This is a genomic window from Ructibacterium sp. SJQ-7 (assembly GCF_054696575.1).
Map to the genome: position 1 here is coordinate 2,221,332 of NZ_CP195193.1, position 21,881 is coordinate 2,243,212.

17 protein-coding genes are annotated in these 21,881 nt (G+C 39.1%); 7 read left to right on the plus strand and 10 right to left on the minus strand.

Going from position 1 to position 21,881, the window contains the following annotated elements; genetic code table 11:
* Window positions 1-39 precede the first annotated feature (39 nt).
* Together ACSAMO_RS09690 and ACSAMO_RS09695 are read right to left on the minus strand one after the other, a co-directional pair.
* Entirely contained in the window at window positions 40-2,601 is a 2,562-nt protein-coding gene (locus ACSAMO_RS09690) for an NYN domain-containing protein (RefSeq protein WP_499209209.1), read from the minus strand.
* Between the two features lie 243 nt (window positions 2,602-2,844).
* On the minus strand, window positions 2,845-4,122 hold the full coding sequence (locus ACSAMO_RS09695) for a transposase (RefSeq protein WP_499209210.1): 1,278 nt from the start codon (window positions 4,120-4,122) through the stop codon (window positions 2,845-2,847).
* A 181-nt stretch (window positions 4,123-4,303) separates the two neighbouring features.
* Between ACSAMO_RS09695 and ACSAMO_RS09700 the strand changes: the two genes are divergently transcribed.
* Window positions 4,304-4,459: a hypothetical protein gene (locus tag ACSAMO_RS09700; protein WP_412598915.1), complete on the plus strand. Its 156-nt coding sequence runs from the start codon at window positions 4,304-4,306 to the stop codon at window positions 4,457-4,459.
* A gap of 33 nt (window positions 4,460-4,492) precedes the next feature.
* On the opposite strand, the gene ACSAMO_RS09705 is transcribed toward ACSAMO_RS09700, so the two are convergent.
* The gene (locus ACSAMO_RS09705; protein ID WP_499209211.1) at window positions 4,493-7,441 is read right to left on the minus strand and encodes a rhamnogalacturonan lyase family protein; all 2,949 of its coding nucleotides are present in this window, start codon (window positions 7,439-7,441) and stop codon (window positions 4,493-4,495) included.
* Between the two features lie 193 nt (window positions 7,442-7,634).
* Here ACSAMO_RS09705 and ACSAMO_RS09710 point away from each other — a divergent pair, with 193 nt between their 5' ends.
* Window positions 7,635-7,982: an ArsR/SmtB family transcription factor gene (locus ACSAMO_RS09710; protein ID WP_022229150.1), complete on the plus strand. Its 348-nt coding sequence runs from the start codon at window positions 7,635-7,637 to the stop codon at window positions 7,980-7,982.
* Window positions 7,983-7,994: 12 nt separating this feature from the next.
* On the opposite strand, the gene ACSAMO_RS09715 is transcribed toward ACSAMO_RS09710, so the two are convergent.
* The 5 genes from ACSAMO_RS09715 to leuA form a co-directional block, all read right to left on the minus strand.
* Window positions 7,995-9,335: an MATE family efflux transporter gene (locus ACSAMO_RS09715; protein WP_337869897.1), complete on the minus strand. Its 1,341-nt coding sequence runs from the start codon at window positions 9,333-9,335 to the stop codon at window positions 7,995-7,997.
* A gap of 28 nt (window positions 9,336-9,363) precedes the next feature.
* Window positions 9,364-10,743, minus strand: a complete 1,380-nt coding sequence (gene purF / locus ACSAMO_RS09720; protein WP_117968165.1) for an amidophosphoribosyltransferase — start codon at window positions 10,741-10,743, stop codon at window positions 9,364-9,366.
* 228 nt (window positions 10,744-10,971) lie between these two features.
* Window positions 10,972-11,661: a hypothetical protein gene (locus tag ACSAMO_RS09725; protein ID WP_499209212.1), complete on the minus strand. Its 690-nt coding sequence runs from the start codon at window positions 11,659-11,661 to the stop codon at window positions 10,972-10,974.
* 18 nt (window positions 11,662-11,679) lie between these two features.
* Entirely contained in the window at window positions 11,680-12,255 is a 576-nt protein-coding gene (locus ACSAMO_RS09730; protein WP_499209213.1) for a matrixin family metalloprotease, read from the minus strand.
* Between the two features lie 353 nt (window positions 12,256-12,608).
* Window positions 12,609-14,270, minus strand: coding sequence for a 2-isopropylmalate synthase (gene leuA, locus ACSAMO_RS09735; RefSeq protein WP_147514370.1), 1,662 nt, complete (start codon window positions 14,268-14,270; stop codon window positions 12,609-12,611).
* Window positions 14,271-14,637: 367 nt separating this feature from the next.
* On the opposite strand from leuA, the gene ACSAMO_RS09740 reads away from it, so the two are divergent.
* From ACSAMO_RS09740 to ACSAMO_RS09750, 3 genes are all read left to right on the plus strand, one after another.
* Entirely contained in the window at window positions 14,638-15,189 is a 552-nt protein-coding gene (locus tag ACSAMO_RS09740; protein WP_022228905.1) for a manganese efflux pump MntP, read from the plus strand.
* 88 nt (window positions 15,190-15,277) lie between these two features.
* Window positions 15,278-16,132 carry a 16S rRNA (adenine(1518)-N(6)/adenine(1519)-N(6))-dimethyltransferase RsmA gene (gene rsmA / locus ACSAMO_RS09745; RefSeq protein ID WP_147514369.1) on the plus strand — a complete coding sequence of 285 codons (855 nt, stop codon included), beginning with the start codon at window positions 15,278-15,280 and terminating at the stop codon, window positions 16,130-16,132.
* 11 nt (window positions 16,133-16,143) lie between these two features.
* On the plus strand, window positions 16,144-16,437 hold the full coding sequence (locus tag ACSAMO_RS09750) for a helix-turn-helix domain-containing protein (RefSeq protein ID WP_022228907.1): 294 nt from the start codon (window positions 16,144-16,146) through the stop codon (window positions 16,435-16,437).
* Between the two features lie 46 nt (window positions 16,438-16,483).
* On the opposite strand, the gene typA is transcribed toward ACSAMO_RS09750, so the two are convergent.
* The gene (gene typA / locus ACSAMO_RS09755) at window positions 16,484-18,310 is read right to left on the minus strand and encodes a translational GTPase TypA (RefSeq protein WP_308456533.1); all 1,827 of its coding nucleotides are present in this window, start codon (window positions 18,308-18,310) and stop codon (window positions 16,484-16,486) included.
* 174 nt (window positions 18,311-18,484) lie between these two features.
* Between typA and argS the strand changes: the two genes are divergently transcribed.
* Window positions 18,485-20,185, plus strand: coding sequence for an arginine--tRNA ligase (gene argS / locus ACSAMO_RS09760; protein WP_147514367.1), 1,701 nt, complete (start codon window positions 18,485-18,487; stop codon window positions 20,183-20,185).
* A 70-nt stretch (window positions 20,186-20,255) separates the two neighbouring features.
* Window positions 20,256-20,423: a hypothetical protein gene (locus ACSAMO_RS09765; protein WP_308456532.1), complete on the plus strand. Its 168-nt coding sequence runs from the start codon at window positions 20,256-20,258 to the stop codon at window positions 20,421-20,423.
* A 308-nt stretch (window positions 20,424-20,731) separates the two neighbouring features.
* Here the strand turns inward: ACSAMO_RS09765 and ACSAMO_RS09770 are convergent, their stop codons facing one another.
* A complete protein-coding gene (locus tag ACSAMO_RS09770; RefSeq protein ID WP_022228910.1) occupies window positions 20,732-21,754 on the minus strand; it encodes an aldo/keto reductase in 1,023 nt (340 codons plus the stop codon).
* Window positions 21,755-21,881: the final 127 nt, after the last annotated feature.

Below are 21,881 nucleotides of genomic sequence, written 5' to 3' on the forward strand. Positions count from 1 at the left end.
GTGAAATATTAAAAAAGGAAGTTTTGAAAACTTCCTTTTTTAGTTTGAATTTATAATATCCATAATAGTTTTTTCGGCGAGTTTTACTTCCTGCAACAGTTCATTTGCGGAAAGTCGTGTCGCACCGTTGCCGAGAATGATAATTTGTTCAAGGTTATCCGAAGTGGCAACACGCACACGATGTTTTTTACCGATTTCATGTGTGATTTTTTCAATATACATATCGGCGGTTTCAGCCTCTTTTGTGTACACAACGTTTATATTGTGAATTTTTTCGGCACTGCCGACATTTCCTTTAACTTTATACGCATCAAAAACAAGTATTAAATTGCATTGCTTAAAGCCTTGATAATTGCAAAGAATATCAATCAGTCGGTCACGTGCCATATTAAGGTTATCTTTGGCGAGTTCTTTCAGTTCGTCCCACGCAAAGATTATATTGTAACCGTCTACAAGCAAATATTCGTCACCTAATTTAACAGGCTTTGATTTTTGATGTTTTTTCTGTTCGGTGGCGGATTTCTTTACAGTGTATGACGCTACTTTACGGCGTACAGGACCGTATGTACGTTCAAAAATCTGCATAAGCTCATTATCATCGGCAACCATATTGATGTAGTCGTTTGCACGCTGATAGACGTTTTCTTCTTCATCATCGTCTTGGTCAAGCTTTATGCCGTCAATGTGCATATGGTCGTAAACCTTATCCCACTTTACAACAAAGCCTGCACCGTGCGAACAGAAAACCGAATCGGCGGGATTTTCAATATCGGTTTCGCTGTCGTAACCGATTTCGGCAATCACTTCTTCGGTGTTGTGGCAAGGCTCATAACCGCTTAAAATACAGTTTAATCTGCCCTTACCGTGCGTGTAGCCTGTTACGTCCATTTGATAGTCACGCATTGTCGCAACGGGTGCAGAGCCTGAAATTCGCGTCATATCACCGATTGTTTCGGGTTGACTGAATGTACCGCCCATTTGCTGAATGTCGGTCATTGCACGTCCTACGTTTTCGGTAGGTATTTCAAGATGAAATTCGTACCACGGCTCAAGCAAAACACTTTCAGCCATTTTCAAGCCTTGACGTACTGCACGATAAGTAGCTTGACGAAAGTCGCCGCCCTCTGTATGTTTTTGGTGTGCACGTCCTGCGATAAGCGTTATCTTCATATCGGTAATCGGTGAGCCTGTCAGAACACCGATATGTGCTTTTTCTTTTAGATGGGTGAGAATAAGTCGTTGCCAGTTGCGGTCAAGACTGTCCTCACTGCAATTTACCGCAAACTGCATACCGCTGCCTTTTTCAGTCGGCTCCATAAGTAAATGCACTTCGGCATAATGCCTTAACGGCTCATAATGCCCGACACCCTCAACAGGTGCGGCTATTGTTTCACGATACGCAATACCGCCGTGACTGAATTCAATATCAATACCGAATCTCTCTTTTATAATTCGTTTTAAAACTTCAAGCTGAACTTCGCCCATAACTTGAACGTGAATTTCCTGCAACTGTTCGTTCCATATTATATGAAGCTGTGGGTCTTCGTCCTCCAAATGACGTAATTCGGTAAGTGCTGTATGCACGTCAATACCGTCCGTAAGTTCCATACGGTACGTCAAAACAGGCTCAAGAACGGCATTTTTTGAATCAGGCTCACAACCTATACCTTCACCGGAATATGTCTGTGTAAGACCTGTTACGGCACAAACCGTACCGGGGAATGCCTCGTCAACCGATTGGAATTTTGCACCGGAATAAATTCTGATTTGATTTACTTTTTCCGACCACTCATTTTTCTTGTTACCCTTTAAAAGTGTTTTTACCTTTAAAGTACCGCCGGTAATTTTCATATAAGTAAGACGTGTGCCTTGCTCATCTTCGGCAATTTTGAATACCTTTGCACCGAATTTGTCATCGTAAATAATTTGTCTTGTATACAGTTCAAGTCCTTCAAGAAATTCCGATACACCTTCCATTTTAAGTGCAGAGCCGAAATAGCATGGGAATATTTTTCTTTGTACAACGGCATTTCTTATGTCTTGATTTTTGACAGTACCGTCCGCAAGAAATGTATTCATTATAGATTCGTCACACATAGCGAGCGATTCTCTGAAATCTTCATTTTCATAATTTTGCGTAAAATCAATACAACCGTCCGAAAATCTTGTATGCAATTCATCAAGAACGGCGTTTCTGTCGGCGTTTAAGTCCATTTTGTTCACGAATATAAATGTAGGTACATTGTATCGTGCCAAAAGCCGCCATAGTGTTTCTGTATGATTTTGTATCCCGTCCGTACCGCTTATAACGAGGATTGCGTAATCAAGCACGCTCAAAGTACGCTCCATTTCGGTAGAAAAGTCAACGTGACCGGGAGTGTCAAGTAAAGTAAATTCGGTGTCACGAAAACGCATAACGGCTTGCTTTGAAAATATCGTAATGCCCTTGTCGCGTTCAATTTCGTGTGAATCGAGAAATGCGTCACCATGGTCAACACGACCGATTTTTCGTATTTCACCTGCACTGTATAACATTCCCTCAGATAGCGTAGTTTTACCCGAGTCAACGTGTGCAAGTATTCCAATTACAACTCTGTTCATATCATCTCTGCCTTTACAGTATATATTATTTTAATTATATCATAATAGAAATGTTTTGTCCAATCAGCGTATTTATTTTGTATTTGTGAAAAGAATAATTAGAGAGGTGCAAAACACAAGAAATAAAAAGTAAATAAATCATAAATAAAGCTAAGCGAAGCAACAAAAGCGAATAATAGTTAAAAAAGTGCATAGCAAACAAACCTAACGGCAAGGAACAAAAATATTTGGTTTTAAACATTGTCAGCTAAGTCGTTTTAAAGTTTTTACGCTGCGATAAGAAACGTCTTTCTTAGTAATAACGGCGGCAATTGCAATCGATAAAAGTGATATATGAGCAATTGTATTAAGATTTTTTACAGAATTGCCATTACGAACAAAAACTCTTTCACAGCCTGCTTGCTTAAATCGTGAATTGTATCTTTCGGCTTCGGTTCTGAGAGCATAAACGGATTTAAAGGCTATTGAGCTTCTATCGATAGAAAGCCTGTAATCATCGGGAAGAGTTATGTATTTAGTACAACCGCGATTTTTCTTGCCATTATTCCAACATTTGTGATTACAAGGGCAATTGCCATTTTTAGAGCGTTTCAACGGACAGCAGTATTTCTGACGTGTTCGACCGCTATCTGAAAACTTGCCGTCTTTATGCATTGCGAGTCCTGCTTCGCAAATGATATTCCCTGACGGTAACTTTTTAGGGCTTTTGGTATTTCGTTTGTTTAAGGCAATAAAGCAATCGCCATTGTATGTGTCATGCACAGTGTTGTAAATAGCCTTAACATCATAGGCTTTATCAGCTAAAAATGAGCATTCAGACATAGGAAGATAAGAATTTGCTCTTTTGAGTATTTCGAGTGTTACAGAACTGTCGGAAACATTGGCACCGGTTGTTAATTCACAAACGGGTAAGCCCGATATGCAGTCGACAAGAATATGATTTTTGTAACCCCAATAGAATTCATAATTCTTTTCGTTATGCTGATTTGAAGCAGTTTGAACACCAAGCCTACAATCTTTATCAGACTTTGGAGGAGAGGCTTTGGAGAACTTATTCTTTTTAAAGGACTTGGGATTGTTGTTTGAAACATTAGCCTTAACAGGAGTAGCATCCAAAGCGATAAAAGATGAATCAATCAAAGATAAATCGGCAGCTTTCAAGACCTGTGATTGCATAACAGTTTGAAGTATATCGTTATCAAATTCACGGATAAAGCGTGTGAATTTTGCATAAGAAGGTAATTCATGAGAAATGTCAAAGCCACAGTAATGGGCAATAATTAAGTTGTTTGACAGATAATCGTGTAAGTCCGAAATTTGAGAGAAACCTTCGCATTTCATAACGATAAAGGCACAAATCATAGAATGATTGCTATAACTTGCACGACCGAATTTTGAGTTTTGAGCCGGAATACAGCTTAAATCTAAATTAATGAATAGTTCATCGTAAAATTTAGCTTTTGGTTGTGAAGTGAAAAGACTGATGTCTTTTAAAATTTCTTGACGATAGATAAAAACCACTCTCCTTTGTGGGATTTTGATTTCAACTATATTATACCAAATCAGAGTGGTTTTTTCTATACATTAAATATTAAATTTATAGTGACAAAACGGATTTGCCACATCCGTAAAATTGCATAAACTCTATGTTTTTAGAGCTTTGCACGTGGCTAAAAAGAATAATAAAAAAGGAGGCGAAAAAATGGCTAAACAGGGTATGAGGAGAGAGCGATTTGGCGATATACACGGAACAAGAAAACCTGAGGACAGAATGCCGAAAAATGAAATGGAGCCTGTGTCTGAAATTCAAGGTAAGGCTAAAAAGACAAAACAGAAAGCAAATCCAATTATTAAATAAAAAATGGTGTTGCATTGCAACACCATTTTTGCTTTATTCTTCTACACCAAGAACAGCGATTTCGCTGATATGACAGTAATTCTTGTCAGGGTCTGTTGCACCGTCACCGTTGTAGCGGATATAACGTGCTTTTACCGTTTCAGGGAACATATACTTTTCAAATTCGCTTGATTCACCTGTGTTTTGAGTTTTTGGAAGTGCAGTTTCCCAAGTCTTGCCGTCAACCGAGTATTCGATTGTGAACGGATAAATTCTTTCGCTGCCTTTCCACATTGCGATTGCAACACCAGAAACGTCCTTTTCTTCGCCTAAATCAAGCGTAAGCGTACTCTTACCGTAACTTGACCAACGTGTGTTTATATCAAGGTCAACCGCACCTGTTTCAACGTTACCGTCATTGTCGCTTGCCTCAACGGCAAAAACGTCAAGTTGGTTAGGGTAATATTTTTGACCTGTTCCGTTTATTGCGACAACTTCAATTTTGTCAGGTACTTTTGCAGATGTGATTGTAGATTTTCTTGACATTGCGGAATCGTCCGACATATTTAAGTCAATATCGCTTATGCAGATATATTTATCATTGTAGTAAACAATCTTTCCGAGTGCTTCACCGATTGCACGAAGCGGAACCATTGTTCTGTCGTTGTTCAAAATCGGTGCAGTGTCCATTGTTTTTGTTTCGTTGTTTACAGTATAATCGTTGCTGCCGATTTTCATTGTAACGGCGTCACCGTTGATTTTGATTTCCTGTGTATCTGCCACCCATTCAACGTCTGCGCCGAATGACTCAGAAATAAATCTCAACGGAACAAGAGTTCTTTCGTTTTCGTCAAGGTATGGTACAACGTCCGTGCTGTCGTTATCAACACGTTTCGGAACACCGTTTGTAAGTGCTGTCGGTGTGTCAAGTACAAGCTCAACCTTTTCACCGCTGTATAAATCGTTTATATTCCAAGACTTCTTTGCAAGGTCGGGATTTTTTTCATTGTTGCCTACTGTATAAATCTGCGGTACAGGTACATTTTCAGTGTCAAAACCAAGATAATAGCTTAGGTGTGTAGGCTGATTGTAACAGTCGTTTTGATATGCAACGTGCATTCTGTATTGAATGTCGTGCATAAGTGTAGGAATTTTGTAGCTTGTCGGTGTAGTGGTTGTGTAAATTCTCAAAGCACTGCCGTCCTTTAGCGGATACATAACTTCTTCACGCCAATCGCCGAAAAGATCGGCGGTAAGTGACGGATTAGCTTTTGTACCGTTTACAGAAGTACAGCCGGAGGCTGTGAAGATAGTTTCAACCTTTTCTTTTTCAGGCTTCCACTTGCTGATGTAAATGTTGTCCTGAACTTCACGTCCTAAATCGCCGTCCCAATAGCATAGGAAGTTTGCCGGCATAGTGTATTTTGTTGAAATGACAGTACCGTCTGCGGCGGTAAGTATTCCTGCGGCTGACCAGCCTTCGCAACCCGGATAACGCGGGTCTATGTCGTCAGATGTGCCGCGACCGTTGTCACTGCCCATTTGTTCGCCGCCGACAAGTATTTCGCCTGTACGTGCGTCACGCATTTCAAAGCTGTATTTTGCTTGAGTTTCTTCGTGACAAGAGTAAACTTCAAGTCCCGGTCTTGACGTGTCAAGGTCACTGACGTGCTGTGCGTCACCGTGTCCCAAACCTGTCGAATACATAGGCTTGCCGTCGTTGTCTATTGCAAGCGCACCGTATATAAGCTCATCGCAACCGTCATAATCAACGTCTGCGGCACTCATTGAGTGGTTGCCCTGTCCTATATATTTATTGTTGTAATCCATTGTGTCAAAGCGCCATTTCTTAACAAGTTTGCCGTCTACAAGATCGTATGTTGCAATAACTGTTCTGCCGCCTGTTTCACCCTCAGGACCTGTGTAATAACCTCTTGCAAAAACCATGCTCGGTCTTGTGCCGTCAAGATATGCAACGGCGGCAAGGTATCTTTCGGAACGGTTTCCGAATGTATCGCCCCAAGAGCTTATATCCCATTTTTGACCGCTTGCGGTTTTGCCTGTGATTTGCGGGTCATAGTCAACTGTATCAATTACAGAGCCGTCCTCACCCTTGAATACTGTAAGATAAAGCGGACCTGTAAGGTTTTTACCGTTGCTTACAACGGCGTAGTTTTTGTTTGCGTCACCGATAACAGAGCCGTCACCTGCGATTGTGCCGTCAGCCGTACGGCAAGCAACTTCGGCTTTTCCGTCACAGTCATAGTCGTATACCATAAACTGCGTGTCGTGTGCACCTGCACGAATGTTAGGTCCCATATTTATACGCCATAGACGTGTGCCGTCAAGCTTGTACGCGTCAAGAATACATTCGCCTGTAAAACCTGCCTGTGCGGCATCTTTTGCGTTTGACGGATCCCATTTTAGTACGATTTCATACTCACCGTCACCGTCAAGGTCACCGACAGACGCGTCGCCCGGTGTATATGAATATTCTTCGCCGTTTACTTTGTTGTTTTCGGGCTTTTGGATTGGAATATCCATATAATTGTTATCCCAAGTTTGAGAAAATTCAGCCTTGTCTGCCTGTTCTTCACCGTTTACAACGGGTATAATGCAATACTGTGTGTTAGAATCGGCAGTAAACACATCGGTAAAGTTTGTTACATTTAATGGCTCTGTATTTAATTTTTGTCCGTAAGAGGACATCTCTTTTGAGCCGCGATAAATGTTATATCTCGTATCCGCACTTTCAGTACCGAGCCAACGCCACGAAATATATGTATAGCCGTCCATTCTTACGGCAACAGCACCTCTGTTTAGATTTTCCATAGGACGCTGAATATCAGGTCGTGAGTCGATTAATTTTTGTGTTTCGGCGGCGGATTCTGTGTAATCGCCGACTTTCAGGCTTTCGCCTACCTCTGTGGCAAGCACGGAAACAGCCGAACTTGCAAGCATTGCAACTGTAAGCATAGCCGAAATGATTTTCTTTTTATTCATAGTGTATTAAAATCCTCCTTTTCAAAGTATCTAAACTATATTTTATCATATTATAAAAAGAATTTGGGAAAATTTAATAATGAATTCTGATTTTTATAAATTAATATCTGATTTTTCAAGCGATTTGACAAATCAAGATTAAAAGGGTATAATATGAATATATGAACATATGACCGAAAAGAGGAGAAGATAAATGGATAAATGCAGTACCTGTCAATATAATCCGCAGATTTTAGATAGATTGAAAAATCAACTTCCCGATGAAGATGTAACGGATAAATTGTCGGAAATGTTTAAAGTGTTCGGCGACAGTACAAGAATAAGAATTTTATGGACGTTGTTTGATAAGGAATTGTGTGTGTATGATATAGCGAACGCACTCGGTATGAGCCAGTCGGCTATCAGTCATCAGCTTAAAACTTTAAAACAGGCAAGGCTTATAAAGTCACGCCGTGACGGTAAAAATGCCTTTTATTCGATTGATGACGACCACGTTAAAAAGATTATAGAACAAATGCTTATTCATATTGAGGAAAACTAAAAAACGGTGCAATTAATTTGCACCGTTTTTGATTGTTGTTTTATAATAAATAAAATAGAATACTGCCGAAATAACGGCGGCGATAGTCCAGCCGACAGGCCAAGAAAGCCATATTCCGACTTCCGAATTAAGTGCGTATGAGAAAACATACGCAAGAATAACTCTTAAAAGCAAGTCGGTAAACGTGCTTGCCATAAACGCCCTCATACGTCCCGCACCGCGAAGAATACCGTCAAATGTAAGCTTTGCGGAAATTACAAAATAGAACGGTGTGACGATTTTTAAAAATATTCTTCCTACGTCTATAATACCTGTCTCACTGCTTTTTACGAATATATTCATCATAGTATTCGGGAATACGAAATACGCAATGAAAAACGGCAGAGAAACAACGATAAGCATAACAATACCTGCTTTAAGTCCTTCAGGTATGCGGAGAAGCTTTCGTGCACCTGTGTTTTGTGCCGTATAGCTTGACATTGCATTTCCGAGCGTTGAAAAACTTGTTATAGCGAATGTATTCAGCTTTATAGCCGCACTGTAACCGGCGATAACGTCAGAGCCGAAACTGTTTACACGGCTTTGTATAAATAAATTTCCGACCGATACAAAACTTTGCTGCAAGATACTCGGTATTGCAATTCTTGAAATATGTCCGAGCATACGGATTGAAAATTTTTTATATGTCCCCGATTTTATACCGTGAACGCGTTTTAAAAGTACGGCGAATGCGAGCAGGGAAGATATACCCTGTGCAATAAATGTTGCCCAGCCGACTCCAGCCACGCCCATATTAAATACAATTACAAAAACAAGGTCAAGAATTATATTTCCGACTGACGACATAAGCAAAAAATACAACGGAGTTTTACTGTCCCCCATAGCGGTAAAAATACCTGTGCATATGTTGTACAGAAACAGAAAAATCAATCCGCCTATGTAAATATTAAGATATGTCATTGAGTCGGAAAAAATATTTTCGGGAGTGGATAACATTTTTAACATTCCCGAACAGAAAACAATTCCGAAGATTGTAAGAATTGCGGCAAGTACAGTCATTGAAATTATTGAAGTAAAAACGGAAGTTTTGAGTTTTTCAAAATTTTTCGCACCGAACAACTGCGAAATAATAACAGCCGCACCGACGTTTGCACCTGTGGCTATTGCCATAAAAATCATCGTAATCGGATAAGAGGCGCCCACAGCAGCTAATGCCTGGGCGCCTACAAATTTTCCGGCTACGATACTGTCTACTATATTATAGAGTTGCTGAAATACCACGCTCAAAAGCATAGGTATCGAAAAGCTCCATAATATTTTTGAGGGTTTGCCCTCTGTCAAGTCAGTAATCATTTACCTCATTCTTTCTTATTAAATTTTATCAGTCAACATCAACAGGATATTTACCCGAGAAACATCCGTCACAGAATTGACATTTTGCGTTAGGAATAATCTTTTTCAAAGAATTAACGCTTAAAAATCCGATACTGTCCGCACCGATAAGTTCTTTAATTCCGTCCATGGTGTAGTTACAGGCTACAAGCTGATCCTTTGACGGTACGTCTGTACCGAAGTAACAAGGGAACATAAACGGCGGAGCAGATGAACGAACATGAACTTCTGTTGCCCCGAAGTGACGTAAAAGGCTTACAATTCTCTTTGAAGTCGTACCTCTTACGATTGAGTCGTCAACCATAACGACACGTTTTCCCTCAACTGTGCTTTTCAGTACGTTAAGTTTAATTCTTACGGAATTCTCACGCATTGCCTGTGACGGTTGAATGAAAGTTCTGCCGATATATTTATTCTTTACAAAACCGATGTCGTAAGGAATTCCCGATTCCTTTGCATAACCCATTGCGGCACTTAGTCCCGAATCCGGTACACCGATTACAACGTCAGCCTCAACAGGAAATTCCTGTGCCAAGTATTTGCCTGCAAGCATACGTGAATCGTGTGCAGACTGTCCTTCAATAATACTGTCAGGACGTGCAAAATATAAGTATTCAAAGATACACATTGTATGTGGCTTTTTGCCGACGTGAGTTCTGATAGTGGAAATTTTACCGTCTTGAACGACAACAATTTCACCGGGCTCAATGTCGCGGACAAATTCCGCACCCACACTGTCAAGTGCACAAGTTTCCGAGGCAAAAACAATAGCGTCGCCTTTTTTACCCATACAGAGAGGTCTGAAACCCCAAGGGTCACGAGCGGCAATAAGTTTTTGCGGACTCATAACGATAAGTGAAAACGCACCTACAAGGTGATTTATTGTCTTTTCAACCGCCTCTTCAACGCTCTTTGAATTAAGACGTTCTTTGGCGATTGTGTAAGCAATCATTTCTGTGTCGGTTGTTGTTTGGAAGATAGCACCTGTAACGCTTAGTTCTTGTGCCAATTCGTCCTTGTTTACAAGGTTGCCATTGTGGGCAATGGCGATATTACCTTTTACATATCTAAGTACAAGCGGTTGAGCATTTTCACGCATACTTTCGCCTGTTGTCGAATAGCGAACGTGACCGACAGCCATTTTACCGTCAAGTTTTGTCAATATTTCGTCATTAAATACATCGTTGACAAGTCCCATATCCTTGTAATGAGTAATGTCACGATTGTTATTTACTGCAATACCGCAGCTTTCCTGACCTCTGTGCTGAAGTGCGTAAAGTCCGTAATAGGTCGTTCTTGCACAATCACCGTCAGGATCATAAATGGCGAATACACCACATTCTTCACCGATTCTGTTGTCATTTTGCATAATCTTTATCCTCTCTTAAAATACGCTTTGTATTAAAATTTTGATACATATTATATTATATACTGTTTTCCGATAAAATTCAACAGTTTTTATAAGTGAATTTGCATAGCGAGATTAAATATTGCTTTTTCGACAAAATAAAAAATCTCAAGAATATAGCTCTTGAGATTTTTCAGGTCATTTTGTGAATGCTTTTGTCAATAATTTACAACGATATTCGAATTAAAATTATTCTCCAAACAATTTTTTGTTTTCGTTATCAATTTCAATCTGTCTTTGCTTTTGTTCATCCGAATAGTTAGGGTGCATATTATGTTCTTTTTCAATCTTGTCTTTTAACTCATCTATAACTTCGGTATCTCTTTCGTTATCGACTTCCATAGAACTTATATAAGTATTGATAGTATTACTCGAACGTGAGTTTTCTGATTCTGATAGGTCGTATTTTCCTTGTCGCATACCTGTTAAAACATAATAGTCTTCATCGGTTGCAATGTCGCTGTCATCTCTTGAAAGGAATAATAAAACTTTTTCGTTAACTTCAAAGTCGGGATAACCGTCGGAAGAAACGATTGTGTTTTCATCTTCGCCTTTATCTATTCTTACTATAGCTTGATTATCGTCACGTTCGCCGAAAAGGTAATTATCAATGTTTACAACTATGTCTGTCTGAAGAACATTTCTGAAATTTTCACCTTTTTCATTATTGGGATTACTCCATTTACTGTCCATAATTTCTGAAACAGTACCCTCTATTATTAAGTCTGAACGTAAAATAAGCTCACTTTCAGATATTAACGGTATAATACCATCAACGACTATTTCTTCTTTTTTTGCATTATTTCCGCAAGATGTTGCAGTGAGCATTATTGTGAGACAACACATTAAACTGATTATATTTAAAATAGATTTTTTCATAATAATATTTCTCCTTTTTTATTTATTGTAAATAGCATTTATACCGTTTATATCATCTTCAAATAAAGATCTTTTTCGTTGCCCTTTAGCTTGAGGAGTAGACATAACAGAATATGTCGTTCTAGAATGTCCCAATCCTAAAAAATGCCCCAATTCATGTAAAAGTGCCGTTTCAGTATCATACGATGTGCTGGCAGTTCCAAAAGGATGTGAAACATTTATATCAATATCACCCTCATACGAAACATTTCCACTAATACCTCGTACCATACGGTGCTCCATTAAATAAGTGTTAATTCCTCGTTTTCCACTGGTGATTTGATTAGCTTTATTATTATAAAAAGCGGTAGTATTGGTATGGGATTTGCCCACATACAAAAAATTGCGATTACTATCAGCTGAATTCCATTCACTACAAGCATTTTTTAGTGCTTGTACAGTTTCGGTTGAAAAATCATAATAATATTCAATAGAGTCGGGTATTGGAGAATGTCCTTGTGAGTAATTAATATAATATGCGCTTGATGTTAAGTTCCCGTTAATACACAATGTGATAATAGCAGTTAAAGCTATAAATGATTTTATTTTTTTCATAAAAATTTTCCTTTCTGTTATGTATTCTTTTGTAAGCTTACTATTTGTATCAAATATTATTAGTATATGAGTATAAAACACTAATATGCAATTAATATAACATAAAAGATAGCATAGAGCTATAGGTGAGTAAGTTCACTAAACTGATGTTATTAAAAGTATTAATGCATAAAATAATTTACAAATATACCAATTATTTAGTACATTTTCATTTTACAAAAAAAAATCCTTTTTGTCAATATATTTTTATTGAATTGTAATTTAAACGGGAAAATTGGTATAATTTAATTCTAATCAGTAAATATATTATAAAAAAAGTGGCAGAAAAACTGCCACTTTTTTTATAATGATGTTTAGTTATCTGCAAGCATTCTGTTTACTGCCGAAATAAGTGCATAGATTGACGCGGTGTTAATATTTGCGTCAACGCCTGCACCCCAATAAGTTTTGTGGTGGTTGTGGTCGTTGATTTCAATATATGTTGCCGCTCTTGAATTTGATGAACGTGTTAGGGCGTGTTCTGTGTAGTTGCAGATTTCAAACTGCTGACCCAAGAATTGTCTTAAACCGTTGCAAAGTGCATCCAAAGGACCGTTACCTTTACCCTCGATAGAGGTAACTTTTCCGTCCTTTTCGATAGTAGCCGAAAGAATTGTACAGTCATCTTCCTCCGTTGAACGATAGAAACGGGTTTTAATAGGCTCTGCCACATTCACATATGTATCCTTGAATGCTTGATGTATTTCGTGATTTGTAAGTACGGTTTTCTTTTCGTCAGACATATCTGTGATAAGTGAAGAAAATTCCGCAAGCATTGGCTTTGGTAGGGTGTAGCCGTACTTGTTTTCCATAATATAGCTTACACCGCCTTTACCCGACTGGCTGTTGATAAGAATAGGCTCATATTTTCTGCCGATGTCGGTAGGGTCGATTGTAAGGTATGGGTTAGCCCATTTATTTGACGGACTTGAACCGAATTTATCCATACTCTTTTTGATTGCGTCCTGGTGAGAACCTGAGAATGCAACGTATGCCATTTCACCTGCGTATGGGTGTCTTGGGTTGATCGGCAAACGATTATACTTTTCGTATACTTCGATGATTTCATCAATATTTTCAAGATGAAGTTCAGGGTCGATACCTTGACAGAACATATTAAGTGCAACGGTGATAACGTCCGTGTTACCTGTTCTTTCGCCGTTACCGAATATTGTACCCTCAACTCTGTCCGCACCTGCAAGCAATGCAAGTTCGCTTGACGCAACGCCTGTACCTCTGTCGTTATGTGCGTGAACGCTGATAACAAGATGTTCACGATTGTTAAGGTGCTTGCACATATATTCGATTTGGTCGGCATATACGTTTGCTGTCGCAACTTCGATAGTTGACGGAAGATTTACGATAACTTTGTTTGTTTCAGACGGCTTGAATACATCAAGTACGGCATTTGTAACTTCTGCCGCGTAGTCCGGCTCTGTACAAGTGAAACTTTCAGGTGAATATTCAAAACGAATATTTCCGTCAAGCTGACCGTCAACAAGGCTCATTACAAGCTTTGCACCGTCAACGGCAAGTTGTTTGATTTCTTCCTTGCTCTTTCTGAAAACAACTTCACGTTGAAGTGTTGAAGTTGAGTTGTAAAGGTGGATAATTGCGTTTTTAGCACCCTTTAGAGCCTCAACGGTTTTCTTTATAATATGTTCTCTTGCCTGTGTAAGCACTTGAATTGTGACATCATCAGGAATAAGATTTTCGTCAATAAGACGGCGAACAAATTCAAATTCTGTATGCGACGCTGCCGGAAAACCTACTTCGATTTCTTTAAAACCGAGCTTTACAAGGAATTTGAAAAATTCGATTTTTTCTTCTGTCGTCATAGGTGAGTAAAGTGCCTGATTACCGTCACGAAGGTCAACACTGCACCAAATCGGAGCATGAGTTATTTCATTGTTCGGCCACTGACGATCCTCAAGCGGAATCGGATGGTACATTTTTTGATATTTTTTATAATTCATAATGAACACTGCCTTTCCGGCGAATACGCCTAAAATAATATATGAAATTTCTAACTAAAAAAGCTGAGCCACAATGTGACCCAGCATAATTTCAATACAGTTCAGTACAGAAAAACAAAACTGAAGACCACATTGTCGATTCAGCTTAGGAGTAGGAGGTTATTCAAATTTGCCTTTGAAAATTTATCCATAATTCCGTACCTCTTTCTATACTATATGGCTATTCTACAATAAAATCAAGGCTTTGTCAATATTTTTTTGAAAATTAATATATAGAATTTATAGCGTGAAATTGCGGATTATATAGTGATTTTTTATACATTAAAGGAATAGACGGAGCATATATTGGACGTAGGGGGATTGATTTATGGATATACTGTCTTTATTGTTCCTTGCTGCTGCACTTGCGATGGATGCATTTTCGGCGGCGGTTACGGACGGAATGATTGTGAAAAAAATACGATTTTATGACGCGATTAAAGTGGGATTGTTTTTCGGTGTGTTTCAGTTTCTGATGCCTTGTATCGGAAATTTGGTGTCGGGGTTTGCGACTGATATTGTGGAACGTTTTGACCATTGGATTGCGTTTGTGCTTTTGGGATTTTTGGGACTGCATATGATATGGGAGTCACGCACCGAACAGGAAATACCGAAAAATCCTTTAAAAAATTCATCGCTTTTGCTTGCGGCAATCGCAACAAGTATTGATGCACTTGCGGCGGGGGTTACGCTTGCGGCGGTTGATACACCGATTTTATTTTCGTCCGCGGTTATCGGAATTACAGCATTTTTGTTTTCGTTCGGCGGTGTTTTTATCGGTAAGAAGTTCGGAGGTTTTCTCGGCTCAAAGGCAGAATGTATCGGCGGAATTATTCTTATATTAATAGGCGTAAAAACACTTGTCGAGCATTTATATTGACTAAATTTGCAAAGTGGGATATAATGATATTCAGAGCTGTTGAAATTTTGTCGGCAGGCTCAATGATATGTATGAAGGGATATATAATATGGATTTAACTTCACCACGCACGATAAGAAATATTCAGGAACAATTCGGTTTTACGTTTAAAAAAGGTCTTGGACAGAATTTCCTGACTGCACGAAACATACTTGAAGAAATAGTTGACGCCGCAGAGATTGAAAGCGGTGTTATAGAGGTCGGACCGGGATTCGGCGTGCTTACGAGCGAGCTTGCGCAAAACAGCGATAAGGTCGTTACGATAGAAATAGACGAACGTTTGATTGATGTGCTTGACTACACACTTGCGGAATATGACAATGTAAAAATCATAAACGAAGATATTTTAAAACTTGATTTAAAAAAAGTTATTGACGATGAATTTAACGGCGAAAAGGTCAGTATAGCGGCAAATTTGCCGTATTACATCACTACACCGATTATCACTAAATTGCTTGAGGAAAAATTACCGATTAAAAATATAGTGGTTATGGTGCAGAAAGAGGTCGCCGAGCGTATGTCGGCAAAGCCGTCAACAAAGGATTACGGTGCGATAACGGTGCTTTGTCAGTATTATACGGAGCCGTCAATCGTGGCAAATGTTCCTGCGTCACTGTTCGTTCCGCCGCCAAAGGTGGACAGTGCGGTGTTAAAACTAAAGGTACTTGATAAACCGTCGGTGGAAGTAAAGGACGAGGGAGTATTTTTCAGAGTGGTGAAAGCGGCATTTTCACAGCGAAGAAAAACTCTTTTAAATTGCCTTTCGGCAAATTTTCCTATTCCGAAAGATGAAATATCAACACTTCTTGAAAGTATAGGAATTGCACCGTCAAGACGCGGTGAAACACTTTCGCTTGAAGAATTTGCAAATATCGCCGATACATTATTACAAAAGATAAAATAGGAGGATTTTCAATGGAAATCTTTTCATTTGGTGAACGACTTATGATTTACCGTAAAAGAGCGGGACTTTCCAAAAAAGAACTTGCCAAAAGAGTAGGGATAAGTGTTTCGACACTTACCAAGTATGAAAATGACGAATCACAACCGAATGTCGATATGCTTACCGATTTGGCTATTGCACTTGACATATCTGTTATGAAACTGCTTTCAGGTTTCGGTGATCCGATTCGTGAAAAATACAGACAGGGACTTTTAAATATTTCGCTTGAAAAAATGAATGCTTTGCAAGAAAGGCATTTGCTATAAAAAAATAGGATTGCGATTAATGCAATCCTATTTTTATGTTATGTTTTTATTTCTTCTTGTTGCCTGCTTTTGCTCGAAGGCTTGTGCTTAGAATTTTCTTTCTCATTCTAAGGTGGTTTGGAGTTACTTCCAATAATTCATCATCAGCGATAAAGTCAAGACACTGTTCAAGGCTCATTTCTCTCGGAGGAACAAGTCTTAATGCGTCATCAGAACCTGATGAACGGGTATTTGTTGCGTGCTTTTTCTTACATACGTTAACAACAACGTCCTCAAGTCTTGCGTTTTCACCGACAATCATACCTTCGTAAACCTTAACGCCCGCACCTACGAACAAAGTACCTCTTTCCTGTGCGTTGTAAAGACCGTAAGTAATAGTTGTACCGTCCTCCCAAGCGATAAGAGTACCGCGGGTTCTGCCGTTAAAGTCGCCCTTGTACGGCTCGTACTTTTCAAGAATACTGTTTATGATACCCGTACCCTTTGTTGCGGTAAGAAGTTCACTTCTGTAACCGATAAGACCTCTTGACGGAATTAAAAATTCAAGTCTTGTATATCCCTGTGCAGTCGGTGCCATATTTGTCATTTCACCTTTACGGTTTATAACACCGTCCATTACAGTACCTGTGTATTCATCAGGAACGTCAACTGTAAGTCTTTCGATAGGTTCGCACTTAACGCCGTCAATTTCTTTATAAATAACAACAGGATTTGAAACTTGGAATTCATAACCTTCACGGCGCATATTTTCGATAAGTACTGAAAGGTGAAGTTCACCACGTCCCGAAACGATAAAGCTTTCTGTCGAATCTGTTTCGTCAACTCTAAGACTTACGTTTGAATCAAGTTCTCTGAACAATCTGTCACGAAGATGACGGGAAGTAACGAATTTACCGTCTTGACCTGCAAACGGACTGTCATTAACGCTGAACGTCATTGAAAGTACAGGGTCATCGATTTTTACGAACGGAAGTGCTTCGGGATTGTCAACGTCACAAACCGTTTCACCGATATTAATATCAGCGATACCCGAAATCGCAACAACGTCACCTGCACCGACTTCGTCTGTAGGAACTTTTTTAAGTCCTTCAAAAGTAAATAGCTTTGTAGCTTTTCCTCTTGTTACTTTACCGTCGTGACGGCAGATTGAAAGCGGCATATTAACTTTTATACTGCCTCTTTCGATTTTACCTACTGCGATACGGCCTGTATAATCATCATAGTCAATGTTTGAAACAAGCATTTGGAACGGTGCGTCGTCCTCGCATTTAGGGCAAGGAATTGAATTTACGATAAGTTCAAACAATTCAGTAAGGTCACTGTTCGGCTGTTCCGGATTGTATTCTGCGGTTGCCCAGCCATCACGTCCGGATGCGTATATAACAGGAGTGTCAAGCTGTTCTTCTGTTGCACCTAAATCAATAAACAGGTCAAGCACTTCATCAACAACTTCGTAAGGTCTTGCGTTCGGTCTGTCAACCTTGTTTACAACGATAACGGGCTTTAGGTCAAGTGCCAATGCCTTTGACAATACGAAACGTGTCTGTGGCATACAGCCTTCAAATGCGTCAACAAGCAAAAGTACGCCATCAACCATTTCCAGACCGCGTTCAACTTCACCGCCGAAATCGGCGTGTCCAGGTGTATCGATGATATTTATTTTAACACCCTTGTAGTAAAGAGAAGTGTTCTTTGCAAGGATTGTGATACCTCTTTCTCTTTCAAGGTCATTTGAGTCCATAACTCTTTCGTCCACTTGTTCGTTTTCACGGAATGTACCGCTCTGTGCAAGCATTGCGTCAACAAGAGTTGTCTTACCGTGGTCAACGTGGGCGATAATTGCGATATTTCTTATATTTTCACGTTTTATCATAATTAATCTCCTAATCTCCTCATTTAATTACTCTAACCTCTTTATTATATACCCGTTTTGCAATTATTACAATATTTTTGCCGAAAAAACAGAATAATGTACAAAACCGACCTTGCATAAACACTGTTTAAATGTTATAATAACAAGTGATTTAATAAATGAGGAGTAAAGATAATGGATTTTAAAGAACATATAATTGAAAAAATTGTTGATATAACAGGACTTGAAAGAGAAGTTGTGGAAAAATCCGTCGAAGTTCCGCCTGATGAAAAAATGGGTGACATTGCATTTCCGTGTTTTCCGCTTGCAAAGGTTATGAGAAAAGCACCTCCTATTATTGCACAGGAGCTTGCCGAAAAAATGTCGGGTGACGATATGATTGAAAAGGCACAGGCTGCCGGCGGTTATTTAAACTTCTTTTTAAACCGTGAAAAGTTTATTTCGGAAACTGTTTCTTCCGCACTTGACGCAGGCGAGGATTGGGGCAAGTCGGATATGGGTAAGGGCAAGACTGTGCTTGTCGAATATTCGTCACCGAATATAGCAAAGCCGTTCCATATCGGTCACCTTTTCTCAACAGCTGTCGGAAATTCGCTTTCAAAGATTTACAAGCACCTTGGATATGATGTTCAGTCGCTTAATCACCTTGGCGACTGGGGTACGCAGTTCGGTAAGCTTATATGTGCTTACAAGAGATGGGGTGTTAAAGAGGTTATCGAAAAAGACCCTATAAACGAGCTTTTAAAGATATATGTAAAATTCCACGAAGAAGCTGAAAAGCACCCGGAACTTGACGATGAGGCAAGAGGATACTTCAAAAAGCTTGAGGACGGTGACGAGGAAACAACGGCTCTATGGACTTATTTCAGAGATATAAGCCTTGTTGAGTTCAAGCGAGTATATGATATGCTTGGCGTTAAGTTTGATTCATATAACGGCGAAGCATTCTATTCGGATAAAATGGACGAAGTTGTCGATATACTTCGTGACAAAGGATTGCTTACCGAAAGTGACGGCGCACAGGTTGTTGACTTGTCAGAACTTAATATACCGCCTTGTATCGTGCTTAAATCGGACGGTGCGACAATTTACGCAACTCGTGATATTGCGGCGGCTCTATATCGTCACAGAACATATGATTTCTATAAAAATATATACGTTGTCGGTATTCCGCAGTCACTTCACTTTAAGCAGATATTTGCCGTAATGAAAAAAGCAGGCTGGGATTGGGCAGATGATTGTGTTCACGTTGGTTTCGGTCTTGTAAAACTTCCGGGTAAGAATATGTCAACACGTCACGGTGACGTTGTATTCCTTGAGGACGTTTTAAACGAATCAATCGAAAAGACTAAGGAAATTATCGAGAAAAACGGCTCAAATGTTGAGGATATCGAAGACGCGTCAAAGAAAATCGGTATCGGCGCAATACTTTATACATTCCTTAAAAATTCGCGTGAAAAGGATATTATATTCAGTTGGGATACTATGCTTGACTTTGAGGGTGAGTCTGCTCCGTATTGTCAGTACGGTTATGCGCGCGGCAGAAGTATTTTGAGAAAAGCAGAGGGGATTGATTACTCAAATGCAGACTTCTCAAAAGCGGCATCTGATGAGGCATATTCGCTTGTAAAGCAAATTAACGGATTCGGTGATGCGGTAAAAGATGCGGCAGACAAGAACGAGCCGTTCTATATAAACAGATACGTTACAAATCTTACAAAGTCATTCAACAAGTTCTATAACACAAATCCTATTATGAAAGACGATGTTGACGAAGAAACAAAGAAAGCACGTCTTGCAATAGTTGACGCAACAACAAAGGTTATAAAGACAGCATTGGGCTTGCTTGGAATTGAAACTGTTGAAAGTATGTAATTTATAAAAGGGTGTTGTATGTGCAATGATATATTCGCAAAATATAAATAAAGTGTGTGCCGTCTGTCAGATGGCACATAAAAAAAGCGAAGATGAAATGTATTGTGATATAAAAAAACAAGCGGTGTCCGTTACAGATACCGCTTGTGATAAATTCAAATACGATATTTTAAAACGTCATGTAAGACGTATGCGTAAATTGAAAACGAATTTTAATCCTGAGGATTTTTCACTGTAACAGTGCTTGACATGACATTTGTTAAGTGTTATAATTCAAATAGAGAGTAGGAGCAGTAAAACGATTGTTTCTACGTCATAATGTTATGTAAATGTAGATTACATTCTACACAACCGCCTTATGCCCGTAAGGCGGTTATTTCTTTATTACCCATACAATAAGCAAAATCAACAATAATTGTACCGTTGTTTCACTCATAGCTGAATCCTTTCCGAAACAACCGCCTACTGCTCAAACTCAATATCCGAGCCGTTAGGCTGTTTATAATATATCATATTTTGCGGTCATTTGCAAGCAAACCGCTTTTTTTAAAATTCTTTTCCGTTTAAAATTTCAACGTAATCTTTATAATTTTCCTCCAAAAGTTTTGGAGTGTCAAGTCCGTAAGGACATTTTGATTTACATTGATTACAGTGCAGACAATTTTCTATCTTTTTCATTTTAGCCTGAACAGCGGGAGTAAGCTGAAGTTCGGACGGTGAACGTCTTAGAAGAAGCGACATTCTTGCACAGTTATTTATTTCAATACCGACAGGACAAGGCATACAATATCCGCAACCGCGACAAAATTCGCCTGCAAGCATTTTTCTGTCATTATCAATAAGTTCCTTAATTTCACCTGTCACAGACGGTGGGTTTGTGTTGTAACTCAAAAATTCGTTAAGCTCACTCATACGCTGAACACCCCAAATAGGAAGTACATTATCATATTGTGCCATAAACGCATAAGCGGCGGCGGAATTTGTTATAAGACCGCCCGAAAGTCCTTTCATTGCTATAAAACCGAGATTATTTTTTTTGCAGTTTTCAACTATCGCAATATCTTTGTCCGTTGCAAGATAGCAGAACGGGAACTGAATTGTGTCGTAAAGTCCGGAGTCGATAGCCTCTTGTGCGACTGCAAGACGATGATTTGTAAGACCGATAAAACGAATTTTGCCTTGTGCTTTTGCCTCAAGCATTGCCTCATAAAGTCCTGTACCGTCATTCGGTTTCGGACAGAATGACGGATTGTGGAATTGGTAAATATCTATGTAATCCGTTTTCATATTGTTAAGACTTGTATTTAGGTCTTTCCAAAAATCATCGGCATTTTGTGCGGCGGTTTTTGTGGCAATGTATATTTTGTCACGAACGTCCGACAGCGCATAACCGATTTTTTCTTCACTGTCTGTGTAAAAACGTGCGGTGTCAAAAAAATTAATTCCGCTGTTATACGCATGAAGAAGTATTTCTTTTGCGGAATCAAAGCTTATACGTTGTATCGGCAATGCACCGAATCCGTTCTTACAGACTTTAATTTCTGTCCTTCCTAAAGTTACATAATCCATATATTTTCGCCTCTTTAAATCAAGTTTTCTTAAATTATATCATATAGATTTACCACATTCAATATAAAAAGCAATCTTTGCAATATAAAAGACAATTATTGAATAACAAAAATGTGTTTGATGTGGT

What these genes read in the sequence shown, in the direction of transcription:
- ACSAMO_RS09690 (WP_499209209.1), bottom strand. Translation starts at nt 2,601, where the DNA reads ATGAACAGAGTTGTAATTGGAATACTTGCACACGTTGACTCGGGTAAA.
- ACSAMO_RS09700 (WP_412598915.1), top strand. Translation starts at nt 4,304, where the DNA reads ATGGCTAAACAGGGTATGAGGAGAGAGCGATTTGGCGATATACACGGA.
- ACSAMO_RS09705 (WP_499209211.1), bottom strand. Translation starts at nt 7,441, where the DNA reads ATGAATAAAAAGAAAATCATTTCGGCTATGCTTACAGTTGCAATGCTT.
- ACSAMO_RS09710 (WP_022229150.1), top strand. Translation starts at nt 7,635, where the DNA reads ATGGATAAATGCAGTACCTGTCAATATAATCCGCAGATTTTAGATAGA.
- ACSAMO_RS09715 (WP_337869897.1), bottom strand. Translation starts at nt 9,335, where the DNA reads ATGATTACTGACTTGACAGAGGGCAAACCCTCAAAAATATTATGGAGC.
- purF (WP_117968165.1), bottom strand. Translation starts at nt 10,743, where the DNA reads ATGCAAAATGACAACAGAATCGGTGAAGAATGTGGTGTATTCGCCATT.
- ACSAMO_RS09725 (WP_499209212.1), bottom strand. Translation starts at nt 11,661, where the DNA reads ATGAAAAAATCTATTTTAAATATAATCAGTTTAATGTGTTGTCTCACA.
- ACSAMO_RS09730 (WP_499209213.1), bottom strand. Translation starts at nt 12,255, where the DNA reads ATGAAAAAAATAAAATCATTTATAGCTTTAACTGCTATTATCACATTG.
- leuA (WP_147514370.1), bottom strand. Translation starts at nt 14,270, where the DNA reads ATGAATTATAAAAAATATCAAAAAATGTACCATCCGATTCCGCTTGAG.
- ACSAMO_RS09740 (WP_022228905.1), top strand. Translation starts at nt 14,638, where the DNA reads ATGGATATACTGTCTTTATTGTTCCTTGCTGCTGCACTTGCGATGGAT.
- rsmA (WP_147514369.1), top strand. Translation starts at nt 15,278, where the DNA reads ATGGATTTAACTTCACCACGCACGATAAGAAATATTCAGGAACAATTC.
- ACSAMO_RS09750 (WP_022228907.1), top strand. Translation starts at nt 16,144, where the DNA reads ATGGAAATCTTTTCATTTGGTGAACGACTTATGATTTACCGTAAAAGA.
- typA (WP_308456533.1), bottom strand. Translation starts at nt 18,310, where the DNA reads ATGATAAAACGTGAAAATATAAGAAATATCGCAATTATCGCCCACGTT.
- argS (WP_147514367.1), top strand. Translation starts at nt 18,485, where the DNA reads ATGGATTTTAAAGAACATATAATTGAAAAAATTGTTGATATAACAGGA.
- ACSAMO_RS09765 (WP_308456532.1), top strand. Translation starts at nt 20,256, where the DNA reads ATGGCACATAAAAAAAGCGAAGATGAAATGTATTGTGATATAAAAAAA.
- ACSAMO_RS09770 (WP_022228910.1), bottom strand. Translation starts at nt 21,754, where the DNA reads ATGGATTATGTAACTTTAGGAAGGACAGAAATTAAAGTCTGTAAGAAC.